This window comes from Marinobacterium stanieri, from assembly GCF_900155945.1.
Taxonomy (GTDB): Bacteria; Pseudomonadota; Gammaproteobacteria; order Pseudomonadales; family Balneatricaceae; genus Marinobacterium; species Marinobacterium stanieri.
Genome location: NZ_FTMN01000001.1, coordinates 566221 through 587830, shown reverse-complemented (window position 1 = coordinate 587830; position 21610 = coordinate 566221). Strand labels below are relative to the sequence as shown.

The 21610-nt window shown below is 54.8% G+C and carries 18 protein-coding genes and 1 pseudogene; 6 read left to right on the top strand and 13 right to left on the bottom strand.

Annotated elements, in window-relative coordinates; all coding sequences use genetic code 11:
* Positions 1–2 precede the first annotated feature (2 nt).
* The 5 genes from urtE to urtA form a co-directional block, all read right to left on the bottom strand.
* On the bottom strand, positions 3–692 hold the full coding sequence (urtE, locus tag BW956_RS02720; protein WP_076460606.1) for an urea ABC transporter ATP-binding subunit UrtE: 690 nt from the start codon (positions 690–692) through the stop codon (positions 3–5).
* A 10-nt stretch (positions 693–702) separates the two neighbouring features.
* Complete coding sequence (gene urtD, locus BW956_RS02715) at positions 703–1446, bottom strand: urea ABC transporter ATP-binding protein UrtD (protein ID WP_175611955.1); 744 nt, start codon at positions 1444–1446, stop codon at positions 703–705.
* A 10-nt stretch (positions 1447–1456) separates the two neighbouring features.
* Complete coding sequence (gene urtC, locus BW956_RS02710; protein WP_010323240.1) at positions 1457–2626, bottom strand: urea ABC transporter permease subunit UrtC; 1170 nt, start codon at positions 2624–2626, stop codon at positions 1457–1459.
* 10 nt (positions 2627–2636) lie between these two features.
* The gene (urtB, locus tag BW956_RS02705) at positions 2637–3563 is read right to left on the bottom strand and encodes an urea ABC transporter permease subunit UrtB (protein WP_076460604.1); all 927 of its coding nucleotides are present in this window, start codon (positions 3561–3563) and stop codon (positions 2637–2639) included.
* Between the two features lie 79 nt (positions 3564–3642).
* Positions 3643–4902 carry an urea ABC transporter substrate-binding protein gene (gene urtA, locus BW956_RS02700; protein ID WP_076460602.1) on the bottom strand — a complete coding sequence of 420 codons (1260 nt, stop codon included), beginning with the start codon at positions 4900–4902 and terminating at the stop codon, positions 3643–3645.
* A 287-nt stretch (positions 4903–5189) separates the two neighbouring features.
* Between urtA and BW956_RS02695 the strand changes: the two genes are divergently transcribed.
* From BW956_RS02695 to BW956_RS02680, 4 genes are all read left to right on the top strand, one after another.
* On the top strand, positions 5190–8525 hold the full coding sequence (locus BW956_RS02695; RefSeq protein WP_076460600.1) for an ATP-binding protein: 3336 nt from the start codon (positions 5190–5192) through the stop codon (positions 8523–8525).
* Positions 8526–8529: 4 nt separating this feature from the next.
* Complete coding sequence (locus BW956_RS02690; RefSeq protein WP_175611954.1) at positions 8530–9423, top strand: response regulator; 894 nt, start codon at positions 8530–8532, stop codon at positions 9421–9423.
* Positions 9424–9501: 78 nt separating this feature from the next.
* Positions 9502–10827: an NAD(P)/FAD-dependent oxidoreductase gene (locus tag BW956_RS02685; RefSeq protein WP_076460598.1), complete on the top strand. Its 1326-nt coding sequence runs from the start codon at positions 9502–9504 to the stop codon at positions 10825–10827.
* Between the two features lie 10 nt (positions 10828–10837).
* Positions 10838–11149 (top strand): hypothetical protein, encoded by a 312-nt coding sequence (locus tag BW956_RS02680; RefSeq protein WP_139327112.1) that lies wholly within the window; start codon positions 10838–10840, stop codon positions 11147–11149.
* A 525-nt stretch (positions 11150–11674) separates the two neighbouring features.
* Here BW956_RS02680 and BW956_RS02675 read toward each other — a convergent pair.
* The 5 genes and pseudogenes from BW956_RS02675 to BW956_RS02655 all read right to left on the bottom strand — a co-directional run bounded on the left by BW956_RS02675 (position 11675) and on the right by BW956_RS02655 (position 17044).
* Entirely contained in the window at positions 11675–12421 is a 747-nt protein-coding gene (locus tag BW956_RS02675; protein ID WP_010323248.1) for an amino acid ABC transporter ATP-binding protein, read from the bottom strand.
* Positions 12422–12433: 12 nt separating this feature from the next.
* Positions 12434–13105 (bottom strand): amino acid ABC transporter permease, encoded by a 672-nt coding sequence (locus BW956_RS02670; RefSeq protein ID WP_029511104.1) that lies wholly within the window; start codon positions 13103–13105, stop codon positions 12434–12436.
* A gap of 63 nt (positions 13106–13168) precedes the next feature.
* Positions 13169–13924 (bottom strand): annotated as a pseudogene (locus BW956_RS02665) (transporter substrate-binding domain-containing protein); the annotation flags it as partial.
* Between the two features lie 343 nt (positions 13925–14267).
* Positions 14268–16097: a sensor domain-containing phosphodiesterase gene (locus tag BW956_RS02660; protein WP_076460596.1), complete on the bottom strand. Its 1830-nt coding sequence runs from the start codon at positions 16095–16097 to the stop codon at positions 14268–14270.
* A 245-nt stretch (positions 16098–16342) separates the two neighbouring features.
* The gene (locus tag BW956_RS02655; protein WP_076460594.1) at positions 16343–17044 is read right to left on the bottom strand and encodes a cupin domain-containing protein; all 702 of its coding nucleotides are present in this window, start codon (positions 17042–17044) and stop codon (positions 16343–16345) included.
* A gap of 88 nt (positions 17045–17132) precedes the next feature.
* Between BW956_RS02655 and BW956_RS02650 the strand changes: the two genes are divergently transcribed.
* Both BW956_RS02650 and BW956_RS02645 read left to right on the top strand, forming a co-directional pair.
* On the top strand, positions 17133–17516 hold the full coding sequence (locus BW956_RS02650; RefSeq protein ID WP_139327111.1) for a hypothetical protein: 384 nt from the start codon (positions 17133–17135) through the stop codon (positions 17514–17516).
* A 74-nt stretch (positions 17517–17590) separates the two neighbouring features.
* Complete coding sequence (locus BW956_RS02645) at positions 17591–18109, top strand: DUF411 domain-containing protein (protein WP_076460590.1); 519 nt, start codon at positions 17591–17593, stop codon at positions 18107–18109.
* A 117-nt stretch (positions 18110–18226) separates the two neighbouring features.
* On the opposite strand, the gene BW956_RS02640 is transcribed toward BW956_RS02645, so the two are convergent.
* The 3 genes from BW956_RS02640 to BW956_RS02625 form a co-directional block, all read right to left on the bottom strand.
* Positions 18227–18769 (bottom strand): hypothetical protein, encoded by a 543-nt coding sequence (locus tag BW956_RS02640; RefSeq protein ID WP_076460588.1) that lies wholly within the window; start codon positions 18767–18769, stop codon positions 18227–18229.
* Positions 18770–19434: 665 nt separating this feature from the next.
* A complete protein-coding gene (gene hglS, locus BW956_RS02630; protein WP_076460584.1) occupies positions 19435–20820 on the bottom strand; it encodes a 2-oxoadipate dioxygenase/decarboxylase HglS in 1386 nt (461 codons plus the stop codon).
* Between the two features lie 116 nt (positions 20821–20936).
* On the bottom strand, positions 20937–21224 hold the full coding sequence (locus BW956_RS02625) for a hypothetical protein (RefSeq protein ID WP_010324110.1): 288 nt from the start codon (positions 21222–21224) through the stop codon (positions 20937–20939).
* Positions 21225–21610: the final 386 nt, after the last annotated feature.

Here is a 21610-nt window from a genome sequence, read left to right as displayed (position 1 = left end):
GATCAAACAGACAGATAACGGGTGATGGTGGCTTCATCGGCCTCGGCCACCGGTACGTCGTGGACGATGTTGCCTTTCTCGATCACCAGAATGCGGTCGGCCACATCCAGCGCGAAGCTGAGCACCTGCTCCGACACCAGGATCGACAGGCCATGTTCATCACGGATTTTGCGCAGGGTGCGGGCCATCTCGCGGATGATGGATGGCTGGATACCTTCGGTGGGCTCATCCAGCAGCAACAGTTTGGGGTTGCTGGCCAGGGCGCGGGCGATGGCCAGCTGCTGTTGCTGACCACCGGACAGGTTGCCGCCGCGTCGATGCTTCATCTCCTCCAGTACCGGAAAGAGCGTGTAGAGGTGCTCCGGAATGGTGCTGGAACCAGTGCTGGTCAGGCCGGTGCGGATGTTCTCTTCCACTGTCATGGTGGAGAAAATCATGCGGCCCTGAGGCACAAAGCCGACGCCAGCCGCCACGCGTTGGTGGCTTTTCAAGCCGGCCAGCTCGGTGTCGTTGAGCTGGGCGGAACCGCCGCTGGAGGGAATCATGCCGATCAGGGACTTCATCAGCGTGGTTTTACCCATGCCGTTGCGGCCCAGGATTGCCACGATTTCGTTGTCGCCCAGGTTCAGATCCATGTCGTTGATGACACGACTCTGGCCATAGGCCACGTTGTACTCGGATACATTGAGCATGGCTGTCTCCTTAATGGCCCAGATAGACTTCAACCACTTTGGGGTCGTTTTTGACGTGCTCCAGCGTGCCTTCGGACAGCATCTTGCCCTGGTGCAGCACGGTGACGCGGTGGGCAATATCCTCGACGAACTGCATGTCGTGCTCGATCACCAGCACCGAGCGGTCCTGAGTAATGCGATTGAGCAGCTCGGCGGTTTTCTTGCGCTCGGCTACGGACATGCCGGCGACAGGCTCGTCCAGCATCAGCAAGGCCGGGTCCTGGATCAGCAGCATGCCGATCTCAAGCCACTGTTTCTGGCCATGGCTGAGCAGGTCGGCACGCTGGTCCAGCTGATCATCGAGGAAGATGATTTCGGCGATCTCCTGCACCTTGGCCATCACCTCCGCATCACGGCGGAAGGCGAGGGCGCCGAACACGCCGTGACCACGCGGGAATGACAGCTCCAGGTTTTCGAACACGGTCAGGTCTTCATAGATCGACGGGTTCTGGAACTTGCGGCCGACACCGGCGTGAACGATCTGGTGCTCCTTCATTTTGGTCAGTTCCTTGTTGCGGAACTTGATGGAGCCTTCCGTGGTTTTGGTGCGACCGCAGATCAGGTCGAGTACCGTGGTCTTACCGGCCCCGTTGGGGCCGATAATCACGCGGATTTCACCTTCGTCGACGTAGAAGGACAGGTCGTTCACCGCCTTGAAGCCATCAAAGGAAACGGTCAGGCCTTCCACTGCGAGTACAAAATCCTGCTGAGACATGATGGGCTCCTTATGACTGGCTAACCGCACGGGTGTTGGTGTCGAGTTCATCCGCATCATCCGGCTCGGGTTCAGGCTGTTTGGCCGGGGCCGCTGCAGCCGCTTTGCGGGATGTCAGGAAGCGCTCTCGCAAACTTTCCACCAGACCGGCCAGGCCGTTGGGGAACGCCAGAACCACACCGATGAACAGGGCGCCCATGGCAAACAGCCAGAGCTCCGGGAAGGCTTCGGACATGGTGGTTTTGGCGGCGTTGACGATCAGGGCACCGTAGACCGCACCGATGATCGACAGGCGGCCACCCAGAGCACAGAAAATCACCATCTCAATGGAGGGCACGATGCCGACCAGTGTGGGGGACATGAAGCCCACCTGCAGGGTGAACATGGCACCACCGATGGCGGAGAGCATGGCGGCGAAGCAGAACACGAAGATCTTGAAGTTGGACACGTCGTAGCCGGAGAAGCGGACGCGGTCTTCGCGGTCACGAATGGCCACCAGCAGTCGGCCCAGTTTGCTCTTGAGCACGAAGTGACACAGCAGCAGGCAGGCAAAGAGCACGGCGACACAGACAAAGTAGAGAATGTACTTGGCTTCGTCGGTGCGGATATCCCAGCCCATCAGGGTGCGCAGATCGGTGATACCGTTAACGCCACCGGTGAAGCCCTGCTGGCCGATGATGAGGATGGTCAGGATAGCGGCAACCGCCTGAGTGATAATGGCGAAGTAGACGCCACCCACGCGGCGTTTGAACATGGCCACACCGATCAGGTAGGCAAACAGAGGCGCCACGAACAGTACCGCCAGAATGGTAAAGGTGAGCGAGTGGAACGGCTCCCAGAACCAGGGCAGTGCGGTGAGCTGGTTCCAGTCCATGAAGTCGGGGATACCCGGGGTAGACTGAATCGCAGTCGCTTCAGGGGAAGAGGCTTCCAGTTTCAGGAACATGGCCATGGCGTAGCCACCCAGGCCAAAGAACACGCCCTGTCCGAGGCTGAGAATACCGCCGTAACCCCAGCACAGGACCAGGCCCATGGCGACGAAGGCGTAGCTGAGATACTTGCCCACCAGGTTAAGGCGGAAGATATCCATACTCAGCGGCAGGATGACGACCAGCAGGATAGCCAGCAGGCCGTAGTTGATCAGATCCCGACGCTTGAAGAAATGATTGGATGCAAACATGAGCGTCTCCTTAGCGACGGATCTTCAGAGCAAACAGACCCTGCGGACGCAGCATCAGGATGCCGACGACCACCAGCAGCGTAAGGACTTTCGCCATTGAGCCGCTGAGGAAGAATTCCATGGTGGACTGTGCCTGGGAGATGGTGAACGCGGAGGCGATGGTGCCCAGCAGGCTGGATGCGCCGCCAAATACGACCACCAGGAAGGTGTCGACGATATACAGCTGACCGGAGGTCGGGCCGGTAGAGCCGATCATGGTGAAAGCGCTGCCGGCAACACCGGCGATACCGCAGCCAAGGGCGAAAGTCATGCGGTCCACCTTCTCGGTGTTTATGCCCACGGCACCGGCCATGGGGCGGTTCTGCACCACCGCACGCACCTGGCCACCCCAGTTGGAGCGGTACATCAGGTAGTAGACGGCAGCGGCGATTGTCAGGGTCAGGGCCATGACAAACAGGCCGTTGATCGGGATATCCACCATATCGGACATGGGCACGGATCCCATCAGCCAATCCGGCAGGGTTACACCCACTTCACGGGCGCCAAAAATGGAGCGGTAGCACTGCTGCAGGATGAGGCTCAGGCCCCAGGTTGCCAGCAGGGTATCCAAAGGACGGTGGTAGAGACGCCGTATTAATGCCCATTCCACAAGCGCCCCGAGGGCACCGGCGGCGATGAAGGCAAACACCATGGCGAAGATAAAATAGGAGCCGTACAGGCTGGGCAGGTAGTCGGCAAAAATGTGGGACGTAATATAGGTCATGTAGGCACCGAGTATCATGAACTCGCCGTGCGCCATGTTAATCACGCCCATCTGTCCGAAGATGATGGCCAGGCCGAGTGCCATCAGGACGAAGATCGAGAACAGGCTCAATCCTGCGAATCCTTGCATGGCGAAGATGGCCAACAACTCGGAAGAGGTGTAATCAGCAAACATGATGACAGCCCTCTAGCTATTCAGGGAAGGTAGCGCGTGGATCAGGGGCGAGGCCCGTTGCCGGGCCCCGCATCAGGACTTACTGGTAACCGGCCGGGAAGGGATCCGGCTCGATCAGGTCGTCGGTTTCGAAGACAACCTTGTACTGGCCGTCAGGCTGGGCCTGGCCGATACGGGTACGGGACCAGAGGTGGTGGTTCTCATGCACACGCACATAGCCTTCCGGTGCCGTATTCAGCTCGATACCCGGTGTAGCGGCACGGACCTTGTCAATGTCGAAGGAACCGGCTTTCTCAACCGCAGCTTTCCACAGCCAGGGGCCGAGGTAGGCGGCCTGGGTGACGTCACCGATCACGATGTCGTCGCCATAGGCGGCCTTGAAGGCATCAACAAACCCTTTGTTGTTGTCGTTTGGCAGGCTCTGGAAGTACTTCATGGAGGCGTAGATACCGTCGATGTTCTCGCCACCGATACCCAGAATTTCATCCTCGGTAACGGAGATGGTCAGGAACAACGGCTTCTCCTTGCCCATTTCGATACCGGCGGCTTTCAGCTGCTTGTAGAAGGCCACGTTGGAACCACCCACAACCGAGATAAATACCACATCCGGCTTTTTCAGTTTGATCTTGTTTATCACGGAGTTGAACTGGGTGTGGCCCAGCGGGTAGTACTCCTCGCCCACCACTTTCATGCCCTTCATTTCGATGTGCTTGCGGGCAATCTTGTTGGAGGTACGAGGCCAGATATAGTCAGACCCCAGCAGGTAGAAGCTCTTGGCGCCTTTCTCCTTGGTTACCCAGTCCAGACCCGCGAGGATCTGCTGGGTCGCTTCCTGGCCGGTGTAGACCACGTTGGGTGACTGCTCCAGACCTTCATAGAAAGTGGGGTAATAGAGCATGCCGTTGTACTGTTCGAACACCGGCAGTACCGCTTTACGCGAGGCTGATGTCCAGCAGCCGAATACGGCCGCAACCTTGTCATTGACCAGCAGCTTCTTGGCTTTTTCGGCGAAGGTCGGCCAGTCACTGGCGCCATCTTCCTGCACATATTCGATCTTGCGGCCCAGTACACCGCCCATGGCGTTGATCTGGTCAATCGCCAGCTTTTCAGCCTGTACCGAGCCGGTCTCACTGATGGCCATGGTGCCGGTGATGGAGTGCAGAACGCCGACCTTGACGGTGTCTTCGGTCACGGCCAGACCCGTGGTGTTCACCTCGGCGGCATTCGCCAGCTGAATGCTGCTGCTCAAAAGGGCGGCAGCAGGTAGAGCCATAAGGCCCTTCATCAAACTACGGCGCATGGGCGAGTGTTTCTTGGCAACGCGGTCACTCTTTCGCATGGTTGTTCTCCTGGGTTATTGACTCGAATTTGAGCTTCAGGGGTGGATCTCAGTATCAGGAGAGGGCCGGCGGAAAAACATTCGGAAAATGCTCCAAAGGGCATACGTCATTTACCCCATGGTGCAGTGCGGCAAACTGCGTAAGTATCGGGGTACATAAATTGCATAGGGAGTGCAGGATTGTGTACCAGACGGCGAGGGCGGCCCGAATCTGAGTGGCCTTGCCCTAATCTGGTGCACAGCTGGTCTTCAGGCGCTCTCAAGACTGCAGTATGGGGCTATGACCGATGACCGTTCGTCAGCAAATATTCACTACCCGGCGCCAGTACAACAAGTGGGTTGCCAACCAGACGCTGGAAGACTATTCACTGCGTTTTACTGCCAAGCAGGCGCGGCGCTGGTCGTTATCCCGTGTCGCCAATACGGCGCTTGGTGGTATCTCCTTTCTGGCGCTGGAAGCCATTGGTGGAGCCCTCACACTCAGCTACGGATTCGAGCATGCACTGATAGCCACACTGTTGGTTGCCGTGCTGATTGTGGCCACGGCGGCTCCCATCAGTTATTACGCCGCCCGCTACGGAGTTGATATCGACCTGCTCACCCGTGGGGCCGGGTTCGGGTATATTGGCTCAACACTGACATCGCTGATTTATGCTTCTTTCACTTTTATATTCCTGGCGCTGGAAGCGGCCATTATGGCCAAGGCACTGGAGCTGATTTTCGATGTGCCCCTGTCGTTGGGGTACTTTCTCAGTGCGGTGGTGGTCATTCCCATGGTGACCTACGGCTTCACCTTTATCAGCCGTTTCCAGATGTTCAGTCAGCCCCTGTGGATTGCGCTCCAGTTGCTGCCGTTCCTGGTGATTCTGTTCAGTGGTGAAAGCTACGTGGAGGAATGGACTGCCTATACAGGCAGCTTGCAAGAAAGTGGCGGGCTTGATTGGGTGCTGTTGGGGGCGGCGGCAACGGTTGTCATGTCACTGCTGGCGCAGATCGGTGAGCAGGTGGACTTCCTGCGCTTCATGCCCAAACAGACACCGGAGAATCGTAAGCGCTGGCTGGGTGCTGTCATGCTGGGAGGCCCCGGCTGGGTGATTCCGGGCACTCTGAAAATACTGGCCGGCTCCTTTCTGGCAGTGGTTGTGCTCAACAATGGCGGCAGCCTGGCAGATGCTTCCGAGCCCAATATGATGTACCTCACCGCCTTTGGTCACTTGACCGGGACTGCTGAGCTGGCGCTTTTGCTGGCCGGGGTGTTTGTTATCCTGTCGCAGGTGAAAATCAACCTGACCAACGCCTATGCCGGCTCCCTGGCCTGGTCCAACTTCTTCTCCCGTCTGACACATACGCATCCCGGTCGAGTGGTCTGGCTCGTCTTCAATGTGATTATTGCCTGGTTGCTCATGGAGCTGGGGATCTACGAAGCTTTTGCCAGCATTCTGGGGGTGTTTGCCATTCTGGTTGCGGCCTGGGTGGGTTCGCTGGTGGCAGACCTGGTCATCAACAAGCCGTTGGGGCTGAGCCCGCCGGGGATCGAGTTCAAGCGTGCTCACCTTTATGATATCAACCCGGTGGGTGTGGGCTCCATGACCCTGTCGTCACTGGTCGGCCTGCTGGCCATGGTGAATCAGGACTATCCACTGGTGCAGGCCTGGGCGCCTTTTATAACACTGGGGCTGACGCTGCTGCTGGCGCCACTGATTGCGATGCTGACACGCAGCCGCTATTACATCGCCCGCGATCCCATTGCCGCCTCCGATTCCGAATGCTCGATTTGTGAACACAGTTTCGAGCTGGATGACATGACCTACTGCCCGCTCTATGGCAGCAATATCTGTTCGTTGTGCTGCTCGCTGGATGCACGCTGTAACGATGGCTGTAAAGATAAAAGCCGTTTCAGTGACCAGTTGTCAGCCTTATTACATGTGTTGCTGCCCTCCAGCATGTTGCAGGGAGCCAGCTCGAGAACCGGGTATTTTCTCGGCTTGATGCTGGTGTTCAACATCATTGTTGGTGCATTTCTGGCACTCATTTATTTCCAGATGGTGGGCTCGGACGTGGGCAGTGCCGAGCTGGTCGGCACGGTCCTCTGGAAAGTCTTTTTCCTGCTGCAGATCGTAATTGGCGTTGCGGCCTGGCTGTTTCTGCTTGCCTATGAGAGCCGTGTGATGGCGCAAAACGAGAGCCAGCAGCAGACTGAACGTTTAATGGCCGAGATTCAGGCGCACGAACTGACCGACCGTGAGTTGCAGGAAGCCAAGGAGCTGGCGGAAGCGGCCAGCCTGGCGAAAAGCCGCTATCTGACCGGCATCAGCCATGAGCTGCGCACGCCGCTGAATGCGGTCCTTGGTTATGCCCAGCTGCTGGATGTGGCGGCTGACATTCCAACGCAGCGCCGCCCCGCCATCAATGTGATCAAGCGCAGCAGTGAGCACCTGGCCAACCTGATTGAAGAACTGCTGGATATATCCCGTATTGAGGCCGGCCGGCTGGAGTTGAACCGCAATGAGGTCGGGTTGGTCAGCTTTATGGAACAGCTGGTCTACATGTTCCGGTTACAGGCAGAAGCCAAGGGCATCTCCTTCGATTACACCCGCCAACAACGTATACCGGAGTTTGTCGCCACGGATGAAAAACGGCTGCGCCAGATTCTGATCAACCTGCTCTCCAATGCCATCAAGTTCACTGACCATGGAGGTGTTTCCCTGAGCCTGACCTACCGCAACGAAGTGGCGGAGTTTGTTATCAGCGATACCGGCATCGGCATTGCCGAAGATGATCTGGAACGGATCTTCAAACCTTTCGAGCGTGTTACTCAGGGGCGGCCGGGCACCGGGCTGGGGCTGACGATCACACGTCTGCTGACCGACATTATGGGCGGTGATCTGCAGTATGAAAGCGTGCCGGGCAAGGGCACTCGTTTCAAACTGGTGCTGATGATGTCTAGCCTGAGCCGGCCAACACCGATACCGGTCAATGATATCTGGCAGGGCGGTTATGAGGGGCGCCGGCGCACCATTATGGTGGTGGATGATGACCCGACCCACCGCGATCTGATTCGTGACATTTTGCACCCGGTCGGTTTCAACGTTATCGCGGTGCCGGATGGGCACAGCTGCCTGGAACTCTGCCAGCAGGACCTTCCCGATCTGTTTGTACTGGATGTCTCCATGCCGGGTATGAACGGCTGGACCCTGCTTGATGCACTGAGAGATCGCAATTATCAGGTGCCGGTGGTGATGCTGTCGGCGGACGCTACCGAATGGGCGCAAAGCACGGAACAGCATCGCTTTGATCATTATCTGGTCAAGCCGGTACGGGTTGCAGAGCTGCTGGAGCAAGTGGGCAGCCTGCTGCGATTACAGTGGAAAACACGACAGAGCTCTGGAGTCGTTTCCGGAGTCAGCGAAACAGCCATGGACCGGCCAACACTTGATACGACGCGTTTGCAGCAGTTCGTCGATCAAGGGTTTTTGGAAGGGATCAAACATGAAGTTGACCGGTTGTCGGCCGAGGCAGGTATCTCGACCGATGAGCAGGCGCAATTGCAGACGCTGGTCGGCAACTTCAATTTCAATGGCGTACTTGAGCGTTTGCAGGCGTACGCAGGAAATAATGGTTGATGCGATGAGTGCCAAAGTTCTGGTTGTAGATGACTCTCCTGAAGTGATCAGCATGCTCAACGAGATGCTGACTCTGAATGGCTTTCAGGTTTTCATTGCGCTGGGTGGTGAGCAGGCTCTGAGTATCAGTGCTCAAATCACACCGGACATGATTCTGATGGACGCCATGATGCCCGGCATGTCCGGCTTCGAAGCCTGTGAACAACTGAAGGCTTCACCGGAGCTGATGAATATACCGGTGATCTTCATGACCGGCCTCAGTGACACCGAAGACATCGTCAAAGGATTCGATGCCGGTGGCGTGGATTACATCACCAAGCCGATTCGTCATGAGGAATTACTGGTGAGGATGCGCTCTCATCTGGGCAATGCCAAGCGTGCCGCCCATGCCCACCAGGTGATGGACGGGCAGGGCCTGATGACCCTGTGTATCGCCAGTAATGGTGAAGTTGAGTGGGCCACACCGCAGATCTACCGCATCTTTGGAGATCAGGTCGAGCAACTGGGTACGCGTTTGCAGGCATCTTTGCAGGGGCGAGCGCCAGGTGACGAGCCCGTAATGGTTCAGGTCAATGACGACCAGGTCAGGTGTCACCTGATTGATCAGGATGAGAGCGGCCGCTGTCTGCTCAAGGTGGATGACCCCCGCCAGCCGGATGACAGTACCAAGCTGGTGCACAGTTTTGGCCTGACTGAGCGGGAAGCCGAAGTGCTTTTGTGGATTGTGCACGGTAAAACCAATAAGGAAATTGCCCAGATTCTGGGGCTGAGTCCAAGAACCATCAATAAGCACCTGGAGCAGGTGTTTCGCAAAATGCAGGTCGACAACCGCACCTCGGCGGCATTCACTGCGCTGCAATGTATAAGCCAGCGACTGGATGTCAGCGAAGCGATGTGACCATTTGTCACACCTCCAGAGGAATGACCTTGAGTTACTATATTAAATAACTCTAATATTTGTTCTCGGAGGTGTGCCATGCACAACCCCAAAGGTCGGCACGATTCCCAAAGGCGCCGCTTACTTAAATTCGGAGCTGCAGCCGGTATCCTGTCTGCTGTTCCTGCTTCAGGTCTGCTGGCGCGTCAGTCCAGCAATGCACATATTGTCATCATCGGTGCCGGTGCAGCAGGGCTGGATATTGCCAGCCGTCTGCAGCGTTCACTGGAGGGTGCCCGCATTACCCTGGTGGGCGCACGTCAGCAGCATTACTACCAGCCCGGTTTTACACTGGTGGCATCCGGCCTGTGGCAGATGGATCGGGTGCTAACGTCCACTCAGGAGTGGGTTCCGCAGAATGTGAGCTGGATCGAAGCCGATGCCACCGGGTTCAATCCCGACAATAATCAGGTCAGGTTGAGCAACCAGCAAACGCTGACATACGACCTGCTGGTGGTCGCCACAGGCTGTCAGCTGAACTATGCCGACATAGAGGGCATTTCCCCCGAGCTGATTGGCCAGCAGGGCATCGGCAGTGTGTATGCGGGCCCCGAGGCGGCGCGTGCGACCAATCATGCGATTCAGGCGTTGATTGATCGCGGCGAAGGGCGAGTCCTGTTTACCCTTCCACATACGCCCATCAAGTGTGCCGGTGCTCCCCTGAAAATGACATTCACCACCCTGAGCCGGCTGGAAGATAGCGGGCAGCGTGAGCGCTTTCAGGTGGATTTCTTTACTCCATTCAAGGAAAAGGTGTTTTCCGTTCCTGTGTACAACGACTTTGTTCTCAACCGCTGGCTGGAGCAGCAGGTCGGGCTTTACGATCAGCGCCGTCTGGTGGCCATTGATCCGGGAGCGCGTACGGCACTGTTCAGTCATGCCAGCGGTGAAACGGACCAGGAGTCGTACGACTTCATCCATGTCGTACCGCCCATGAGCGCGCCGGATGTGGTTCGTCACAGTGAGCTAGCCTGGCAGGAAGGCAGTATGGCGCAGCAGTGGCTGGAGGTTGATCAGTACAGCCTGCAGCACCGCCGCTACCCCAATATTTTTGGCATTGGCGATGTAGCCGGGACGCCCTTTGGCAAGACGGCCGCCAGCGTCAAAAAGCAGGCGCCGGTGGTGGAAGAAAACATACTGGCCTATCTGGCGGATCAACCTCTCAAGGCCCGCTACAACGGCTATACCTCCTGCCCGTTAATCACCAGTATTGGCCGTGCCATGTTGGCCGAGTTCGGATATGGCGGTGAGCTTATGCCTTCGTTCCCCTTTATCAGCCCGACGGAAGAGTCCTGGGCTGTATGGGTGATGAAGGAAAAAATGCTGCAGCCGGCGTACTACGCCATGCTCAATGGCCGGGTCTGAGGAGGTCAACATGTCGATTCAACAGATTCTTGTGGTGATGCTGTACACCCTTAAACCCTACCTCTGGCTACTTGGGGTTGCGATCCTGTTGTTGCTGGTCAGCTTTGTACTGGGGCGGAAAAAACGTGGCCCCCAGTCTGCCATGATCTGGCCGGTATCTGGTGCGCTGGGGTTTGCTGCAGCACTTGCAGCTCCAATGCTGACCGGCTCTCAACTGGCTTATGTAGTCACGACAACCGATTGGCTGGCGCTGATGGCAGTTGGCATCGGAGCGGCCCTGTACGCCTACCTGCTGCTGCGTCCGCTGTGGCGCAAGCGCTAGCCCATCCATATCACGCAGGCCCCATTATGAACCAGTGCCTGTTTTCTGGCGTATTCTGGTCAATAATTAAGCAACAAAGTCTTGAAAGGGATGTCGTACGTTATGTAGCTAAGCGTTAAACGGCCGGGTTGTCGGCATCGGCTGTTTTAACGAGCGGTGATCCCTATGCAATTGCTAAAAGATTATATTGATGACCGGATCTGCTTTTATTGGTCGGATCAGTCCGGTGGGCTGGTGAGCCCTCGATTTGCAACGTTCCAGGATGCTGAGGAGTGGTGGAAACGCTATCTCTTTGGGCGATACCAGGGAAAGGAGCGTAGACGTTCAATTTTCGACCGCAGAACCAACCATGCCAAACGCCAGCGTGTAGCAGATGGTGCTGCCTGGGGACTGGGGCGACGGATAACTGACTTGCCGGTCAGAGTTGCACATGACCTGGCATCGCGTAAGGTTCTGGAAATGCGCAGAATGGCGAGCGCCCGGAGTGGAAAAAGAGCCCGGCCTTGAAACGGCCGGGCTCTTTTTTCAGTGTGACAGCACGCGGGACAGGAATGCCTGGGTGCGTTCGTTCTGCGGGTTGTCGAACACCTGATCCGGCGGACCCTGCTCGACGATGCGGCCTTCGTGGATATAAATAACACGATCGGCCACTTCGCGGGCGAAGCCCATCTCGTGGGTAACGACCATCATGGTCATCCCTTCACGCGCCAGTTCACGCATGACGTCCAGCACCTCGCCGACCATTTCCGGGTCCAGCGCTGATGTGGGCTCATCAAACAACATCAGGCGAGGCTCCATTGCCAGCGCACGGGCGATCGCAACACGCTGCTGCTGACCACCGGACAACTGGCCGGGGAACTTGTCGGCCTGATTGCCGATGCCGACACGGTCAAGCAGCCGGTCAGCCGTATCCGTGGCGTCATCCTTGTTGGAGTTACGCACCTTCATGGGCGCCAACATGATGTTGCGGCGTACGCTCAGGTGTGGGAACAGGTTGAACTGCTGGAACACCATGCCCACTTCCTTGCGGATACTGTTCAGGGCTTTCTGGTTACCCCCGTGTGGGGCCAGCGAACGCTCATCCACGACCAGCTGGCCGGAATTGTATTCTTCCAGGCCATTGATACAGCGAATCAGGGTCGATTTGCCTGAGCCACTGGCACCGATAATAACCACCACCTCACCGGTTTCGACCTGCAGGTCGATGTCCTTGAGCACGTGATGCTGGCCGAAATATTTGTTCAGTTGATTGATTTCAACAATATACGACATGATTTCCGATCCTCAGACTGCTGCTGCTCCGCGGCGCTCGAACATGCGCAGCAGGAAGGAAAGTGACAGGGTGATGATCAGGTAAAGGATGGCCACCGCAAAATACACTTCAAAGGCGGTGAAGGTATTGGCGATATAGACCTGCCCCTGGCGTACCAGCTCGCCTACGCCGATGACTGAGAACAGCGAAGTATCCTTGATACTGACAATCGCCTGGTTGCCCAGCGGCGGAATCATGCGTCGGAAAGCCTGCGGCCAGATGATGTAGCGGAACGTCTGGGTCAGAGAGAGGCCCAGTGACAGGCCGGCTTCACGTTGTCCCTTGGCAATAGACTGAACCCCACCACGCACAACTTCGGAAATATAGGCACCGGAGTTGAAGGCGATGGCGGCAATGGCCGCAGTCACGGGGTCGATGGGCGAGCCCACCAGGTCGGGCAAACCGTAAAAGATAAACAGCACTTGCACCAGAATCGGGGTGCCGCGAAAGATTTCGATATAGGCGGTGGCAGGCCAGCGCAGATACCAGCGCCGGTTGATGCTAAGCAGGCCAAATATAATACCCAGCAGGAAGCCGATAACCAGGCCGCCGAATGAGATCATCAGGGTGTAAGGCAACCCTTTCAACAGAAAGGGAATAGCGTCAATGGCTGCTTGCCAGTCGAATTGAAACTGGAATTCCACTAAAGAGTGCTCCGTAGTGTGCAGGACATGACCGGCCATTGCTGGCCGGTCCTGGGGGACTTGCTGGCTGTCCGGCATTTTGCCGAACCACTTCTCGTAAATGCTCTTGTAGGTGCCGTCAGCCTTGATCTCAGCCAGCGCTGCATTGACTTCATCGATCCACTCGCTGCCCTGTTTGAGCGCGATACCGTACTGTTGGCCTTCATACAGCGGACCGACGGTTTTGGTGCGGCCCTGGCCACGGGTGCTGGAGAAATAGCCGACGTTGGGTGCATCGTAGAAAACCGCATCTACAGCGCCAGACATCAGTGCCATATACATGTCCGAGCTGCCCGGGTACGGCGTTACGTTGCCGTCTTTTTCCAGGGTTTCCATCAAGAAGTTGTAGCTGGTGCTGCCGATCTTGGTACCGATCTTGGCGCCTTCCAGGTCAGTGATCTCTTCAACCTGGTCGTTGTCGGCACGGACCAGAATACGCAGACCTGAGTCGTAGTAGGGGTCAGAGAAGTCGACGACCTTTTCACGTTCTTCGGTGATGGTGATACCGGCGAGGGCCATGTCTACATTGCCGGTCTGCAGGGCGGGGATGATGCCGTTGAAGTCCATGGTGTTGAGGTCGTATTCAAACCCTGCACGCTTGGAGACTTCAGCGAGGATGTCCATGTCAAAGCCGATCATCTTGCCGGTGGCCTGGTCCATCATCTCGAAAGGCACGAAGCTGGGGTCAGTTACCACGCGCAGCGTGTCGGCCTGCGCAGTGGTTGCTGCAGCAGAAAAAGCCAGTCCCATACCCAGTGTCTTGAGCCATTTGATCTTCATGATCACTCCTTAAAATGCCAGTAGCCGACGCACGTATGCGTCGCTGAATTGTGGGGGAATTTGAGGCTATGCCATTCGGCATGCCAGAAGTTCCATCGCATTACTATGGTTCATACTGGCATAAAAAATCAAATCTATCGGAAATTCAGTGGCTTGGCGATTATGGCCAAAGTGAAGTTTAAACGAGATTTTTCAGGCTTTAGATCACGAATTTCGGAGAAAATACGCTATTTGAGTCGAGATGTGCCAAGGTGGGCGGAAAGAGGCGAGTGCCCCGGAATGGGGCGAGCGCAGGGCGGAAACGGCGATAATCACTATCACCCGGTTCGTGACACTAAGGATTTTATTGCAGCAGTTTCAGGCAGTCTTCCAGCGGGACTGGCCTGCTGTAGAAGTAGCCCTGGAAGTAGTTACAGCCGCGCTCGTGCAGCCAGGTCTCATGTTCCTGCAGTTCGACGCCTTCGGCGACAACGGTCAGCCCCAGGCCACGGGCAAGACCCAGAATAGACAGGGCAATGGCACGATCATCAGGGTCGTAGGGCAGGCCGCTGACAAAGGAACGGTCGATTTTGATACGGGTGACCGGCAGGCTTTTCAGGCGAGAAAGAGAAGAGTAACCGGTACCAAAGTCATCAATGGCCAGGCGGGCGCCCAAGTCTACCAGTGCCTGAAGCACTGATTGAACGGTATCCATATCACCCTGAATGGCATCTTCAGTAACCTCAAACTGGAGCGCTTGAGGAGGCATGGCATATTCGCTGCAAAGTGCCTGCACCAGCTCAGGTAGGCGTGGCGCGAGCACCTGCTCGGCAGACAGGTTGACCGAGACCACTGGTAGAGGTGTGCCCTCATCCTGGCAACGGCGCCAGTCTTCACACACGCGTCTCAGCACGGCAGCACCCAAGCCATACATCAGGCCGGCAGAACGGGCGACATCAAGAAATTCTATGGGAGACATCCAGCCATTTTCAGGGTGGTTCCAGCGCACCAGGGCTTCGATAGTGTCGATGTGATGGTCACTGCCATCGATTATCGGCTGATAAAACACATCGAGCTGGTTGCTCTCGATGGCAGTGCGCAGTGCACTCTCCAGCCGAAATCGTGAGCGTGCCGAGCTTTGGTGGTCGTGGTTGAACAGGGCAAAGTTGGCCGGGCCAATGGCTTTGGCTGTGTACATGGCCGTTTCAGCACCACGCATCAGCTCTTCGGTATATTCGAAGTCATCCGGGCAGCAGCAGATACCAATACTCGCGCTCATGGCCAGCTGGTGCTGGTCCAGCATGACCGGCTCGGAGATGAGCTCTTGCAGGCTGGTTGCCAGTTGAGTGAGAATATCTTCAGAGGGCTGGTGCTGAACGACCATAACGAACTCATCGCCACCTACGCGGGCCAGCAGATCCTTACCTCTCAGGTGGAACTGATCCAGCCTGCTCCCCAGTTCGGTAATAACCTGGTCGCCCGCATGAGTGCCAAGGCCCTCGTTAACGGTCTTGATGCGGTCGATATCGATCCAGACGAGGGAAAAGCTGCACGTCTGAGCGTCGATCAAGTCCTGCACCCGCTGTTTTAGCGAGGCCAGGTTGGCCAGCCCGGTCATGGCATCATAGTGAGTGACAAACTCCAGCGCCCGCTTCGATCTCAGCCAGGCTTCGTGGGTGTGGATCAGGCTGAGGGTGTTTGCGACAGCTACGGCCAGTGATATTTCTGACAGGCTCCAGTCCCTGGGCTTTCTGTCTTCCAGGCAGATTACCCCGGCCAGGCGGTCGCCATCGAAAATCGGCACATCCAACATTGCCTTTACACCCGTATGAGGGAAGTAGTCAGCCGTAAAGGAAGCCGTGCGTGGGTCTGTCAGAGCGTCCCGAGCATCCAGTACCTTTTCTTCCAGCAGAGTGTTGAAATATTCAGGGTGGTCATCAGCGCTGAGGGTTATACCGCAGGAGACATCCTTAAGCGTGCCTTCGTCTTGAGTGTCACGCAGGCGTTCACAGACGATGGAGTTATCATCGTGATTAAACGCCCAGATGCTGGTGCGGTTGATACCGATATGCTCAATGCAGAAGTCTGCCAGTAGTGCCAGCTTTCGACCCCGTGGTAGAGCAACATAGTCCGCATCGTGCGTAAGGCTCAGCAGGGCTTTGTGCGACTGAATCAGGTCATTGCTGGTCGGCATGGACAGTTCTCGGCATTGCAACCCTGCTGTTGCAGGATAAATGCAGGAAAATATTTCTACATTACAGGTGTAATGTTTAATCTAGCATGAATAAAAAAGCTGATTCCAGAACTCAGTATAGGTGCTTGATTCAGGAATCGCCTCAGATTCAGGCCAAAATGTGGCTGGCCAGCAACACCTGAGGTCAGTGTCTGAATGTAACGCCGCTGACCGGCCGCTCGCAAGCATTGATGAGATCTGCCCGGTTATTTTAGTGGTAAATGCCCGGCTTTAATCAGAATCAGTCCCTTGCCTTCTGCACAAACGGCCTCTGAGGCAAGGCTCGGCGTGCGAAACCAGCTGCCGGGATGCAAAGAAACTTGCCCGATTTGCAGCCTTCCTTCGATAACCAATAGCTCGACGGGTACAGCGTTTCCGCTTGGGAGTTCTATCTCGCCAGGCGTAAAGGACAGCAGCCAGGTGTGTTCTCGAATGCCTGTCTCGGGATTCTGGTACTCGTGCAGCAGTTTGGCGTCGGGGTTGTCCTGGCTGGCTTTCAGTTCTGTTTGCAGGCGTACCTGGGTCAGGTCGGTCGAGGCAAACTGGTTCAGTTTGACGAAAATGACACAGCCGTCCTTGCTGAAAGGGGCATGGCGGCTGCCGGGCGGGTTACGGAGATAGCTGCCCACCGGGTAATCACCGCTTTCATCCGAGAATACACCTTCCAGAACAAATATCTCTTCACCCAGTGGGTGTGAGTGGCTGGCGAAGGAGGTGTCCGGTGCATATTTGACGATACTGGTGGTGTGACCTGATTCCTTTTGCAGGCGCTCCAGTGGCTTGCGGCGAACGCCTGGCGCCGGACTGGGTAGCCAGTCCATTTCTGCAGTCTCAACGATCAGACGTTTGCTGAAATCCATGTTCAGGTTTTCAGGCAAGGTATTTTGTTGCTTGGGATCAGGAACCATATTTCACCTTAAGGCTCATAATGAGTGCGTGTACGTGTACCGTACAGGCATTAGTTTCACATTTTATGGTTTTGGGCCGGTCATTCACGTGTTAAAGCAGCTATCAGCACCCTATCAGTCAAAAGTGTATCAGGCTTTGCCTCTGGTGCTGCTGTGCCTGTTGTTGCTGTTTGCTCAGGGCACAAAAGCAGTCCATGCTGCCGACCCCGGCCTGGTACCTGAAGCTGTCGCCATGCATTGTGATGGCAATGATCCGGATGATTGTCATTCGCCAGCGGTGGCGGATTGCTGTGATGATCAGCTGCTACAGTGCGCACTGGACTGTGCTCAGGGAACCGCCTGGCTGCCGGCGACCCTGAAGCAGCTCCATTTGAAACAGGTTCGCGCCTTGCCGCCACCTTTGCCCATTCAATTACCTGACCCACTGACGGAGCTGCCATATCAGCCTCCAAGGCGTACTTATTCTGTTTGAGCCGTCTATTCAGCAACGCGTTTAATTGGCTGCCTGTAAAACGAGAACAGGCACGCCGGGATCAGGAGATTCTCATGTCTTTCGTAAGCAAGAAAAATATTGTGTCTTTGGTATCGGGCTTGGCACTGTTGGCGGGTTCGCAAATGAGCATGGCAGAAGAGGCACCTGCCAGTGTGCTGCTGAGAGCCGCCAAAACCGAGCACCTGAACGTGTATAAAAGCCCGACCTGTGGCTGTTGTGAGGACTGGATTGAGCATGCCGAGGATAATGGTTTTGATACCAAGGCATTCCATCCGCGAAACCTGGATCAGATGAAGCAGGAAATGGGTATCCGCGGGCAGTGGAAATCCTGCCACACAGCGGTATCCGAATCCGGATATTTGTTTGAGGGGCATGTGCCGGCACGACTGGTGAAGCAGTTTCTTGCCAACCCGCCTGAAGATGCTTTGGGGCTGACGGCGCCGGGTATGCCGATGGGTAGCCCGGGCATGGAAATGGGCGACCGTTTCCAGCCTTACCAGATTCTGCAGATGAACAGGGATGGCAGCTCTGAAGTGTATGCCACGATTGATAAGCAATCTGAGCAGTACTGATTCATCTGTTGGGAGGAGGAGCCCCGGCTTAGTGCCGGGGCTTTTTGGATCGGCCCTTTATGTTGCTGTTTCAGGGTTAGCAATGGGGTGAGGTAAAGGCGAGCGTTGCTGTTCCAATTAGATCTTACAAGATGCTACTTCTCGAATATGATTCCTCATCATGATAAAGTACGCAATTACAATCGCTACATCTAATACAGAATAAATAATAGAATAAATGGCAGTGGCAATAGTTGGAGTGCTATCTGATAAATAAGGTGTAAGTAAACCCAGCAATAATCCCATGATGATGGCAACTATGAAGATTCTTATGAATACTGGTAACATTAAAGCATTGATTCTAAGAAAGAAATTTTTTCCGTCGCCTTTTGAGTTGGCTTGATATAACAGCCAAGTGCCGTAGTATATTATTACGCCTGTAACAATGAATGTCACTATATCCACAAGGCTTGAGGATACGTACATGGATATCTCCAAAGAGCCTCCTGTTCCGTTAGGTTCAGAACCGTAAAAGCCCACAGTTACAGGCATTTCAAGGCCAATGCCCGCAATAATGCTTGCAATGATTAAGTGTTTGAGTGCATCAACCTCTCCAAAGCTGCCGTCCTGCAACTTTTCTATCAGGGCTCTTACATTTATAAAATAGATGTTCGCAAACATATTCGTATTCCTTACTCTATATGTCCAGTTACGATGGGGAGTGCTTTTTAAGGTAGAATTTTTGGCGTTTTATTTTAAAGGCGAAAAAAGATGCCAGATATGACTTCTGATGTAAAAATCACTGGCCTTGTTTTGGCTCCGGATTTTTATTCTTTAAAACGACGACGTAAGAAACAGATATGAAAGCGATAAATGAAATCAGATACGCAAGGACTATATTGCTGTAGTGTAAGAAATGAACCATCCACTTCATGTCTTCGGCGGAGCTGGCTCCACGATCTATAAAGAATGGAGTGATATAGCCTAAAATAATGCCAAATATGGGAGCTATGATTAACTGTATTGCCTCAAATGTAATCCAGGCTATCAATACCCTTAAAAAGACTTTCTTCATTTTCGTTCAATCCCTGATTGTCTTTAATCAATAGTCAAATGCTGCCGTGGCTTATCCGTATCCGCCGGCCCTTGCTGCATTCATGCACCGCACTATATCCATTCGCTCCTGAGCTGGCCATCCAACCTAAGTAAAACCTGCAAAAAAAAAATCTGATGCTTCATGATATTGAGCAGCGGGAAAATAACAAAAAGCCGCACACAGTCGCTCCAAGGATGAGCGAACTGGCAAACAGCTGTCTCAATTTCGCTTCGTTATCAAGAGGCTTAGGTCAGGCTTTCAAGATGGCCAAGCATTCATCGATAGAGCGCTGCTGTGTTTCGGCATAAAGTGCCAGTTCGTTCATAACGGGTTGCCCCAGCGCGTTTTGAAACTCTGCCTGGCTGGAGGAGGCATCATAATGAGCCTGGGCGCTGTCTCCCAGGTTTGACTGGAAAATGCCCGCAGCGCTGACCGGCAAAAAGTCTTCATACACCAGCGGTTCGTAGTCGATACAGCCTGCGGTCATCAGTTCATTGAGCGTACCGGGTAATGCCTTTTCAGCTGCAGCATCAAGCCCTTTACGGGTGACGAAGTAGCGAAAGTACGCCAGTTGCTGATCGTGCATTGCTGCGTGGCTATCCGGGAACGCCTGGAAGTGTTGCTCCAGCAGTTCGGTATAGCGCTCTGCATTTTCCTCACTTGGCAAGGCGTTAAGCTCTTTGCGGGTATTAGCCAGCAGTTGGTCATAGAGTGCGCGCCCTTTTGGGGTAAGCGCTGCACCGCGCTGTTCTATCTCACCAAAGCGAGCGGTATGGCTGCCATTGGACTGATCAGTGAAAGCCACTTTCTCCTGCAGCGCCTTGAAACTGGTCTGGCGCAAGAGGATAGGGCATTTGCGACGAGGAGGGCCTTCTACAACCGCTTTGGGCGTAATCCCTCGTTTTGGCATTTCGGCTTGAATACGGTCGATATCGAGGGTGCGCGGGGTAAGGTGATTTATATGGGGACCTTTGAAGGCGACGACATCAGCAATCAGGCGGTGCTGTTCGTGCAGCCTGTCGTATTCGGCACTGGTGACGGTGGCTTCCTTGTGCCATCGGAAAGTCTCAAGGGCTTCCTGAATAAACTCGTTTGAGTCTGCTTCATTGAGCCCACCCTCAGTCTCGTGCTGCTCGATCAGCTCCATGACTCGCTCAGTGAAAATGTTGCGCTTGGCAAGCATATCAGACGCCATTTTCCGCAAAGCCGGATCATCAATCAGCTCCAGGTGGAGCAGGGATGTGAACACGCGAAAGGGACTTTTCTGAAGATCCTTTTCATGTATCGCTCGAAAGGCGGTGGAGTGAACAGGCACGCCAGCAGGGCTCAGGTCATAATAGCCAACAGGCTGCATGCCCATGACGGCAAATAACCGCCGGATGGTTGCCAGCTCGGCAGCGGTCCCCAAGCGGATAGCGCCGTGGCGTTCCATCGATAAGCGCTCAAACTCGCCGGTACGTTGCAGGTGTTGCTCGACTTCCGGGCACCTGGCCAGAACATCCTGATTCACTTCAGCCACTAGATCAAGCAAGTCACCATAGAGGGGGACTTCAGCCTGATACATATCGGACATGAACCTGGAAAACCGGGTGCGGATTTCGGCAGGTTCAATGAACGATGATGTGTGCGTGCTCATGATGATGACGTCTCCCGAAAACAGTTTCTTTTTATTAGAGTGTAGCTGTGAACTTGTCGGTATTTGAGTCCGGCGAGTCTGTAAGCCTGCTTGTGTAAAGTGGCTTCATCTCTACGCTAGAGGCTGGCAACTGTGCTTTGTAACGTATTTAATATAGCTGCAATGGCTAAAACCAGCAGTACGTTAATACCAATAAATATTCCGACGGCAAACTCAAATGCCTGGCCTTCAAGTGCGCTTGCAAAGCCTTTTTCCAGGAGCTTATAGGCTTCTGAGCCACGAGCCTTTTTGGCGGATTTCAAAAAGCGCTTGGGGTTTCCGAACCACTTTTTAAATAGAACCCATCCGACCGGGCACCAGAGAGCGATTGCTAAAATCAGGATTTTTGAATCTGATATTTCCATTTATACTTTAACCAGGATGTTTTCAGTTTATTGAAGTTGCACAGATCTAAGCTTGTATGGCGAATAATACATATTAGATAAATAGCGGTTAGTGCCTGAAGTTGAGTCTTAAATCTTGCCTGGCTTTGAATCAGAAAGGCCGCGTGGGTACTGGCAGAAAAGCAAAAAGGAAACTGTCAGGAGTGACGTTTTCATGGTGTGACCATCCCTGTGTTTTTAATGAATACCGAACACTGCCGAGGGCCGTCTTACATCCTTTAGGCTATTCCTTGTGTCCGAGCACGGCACTATAACCAGCTCAGGCATTGTTGACTACTCAACCTAAGTAACATGTGTAATTTAAAACGCGTCAGCTGACTTCAGCCAGCAAAAAAGCCGCACAAGGC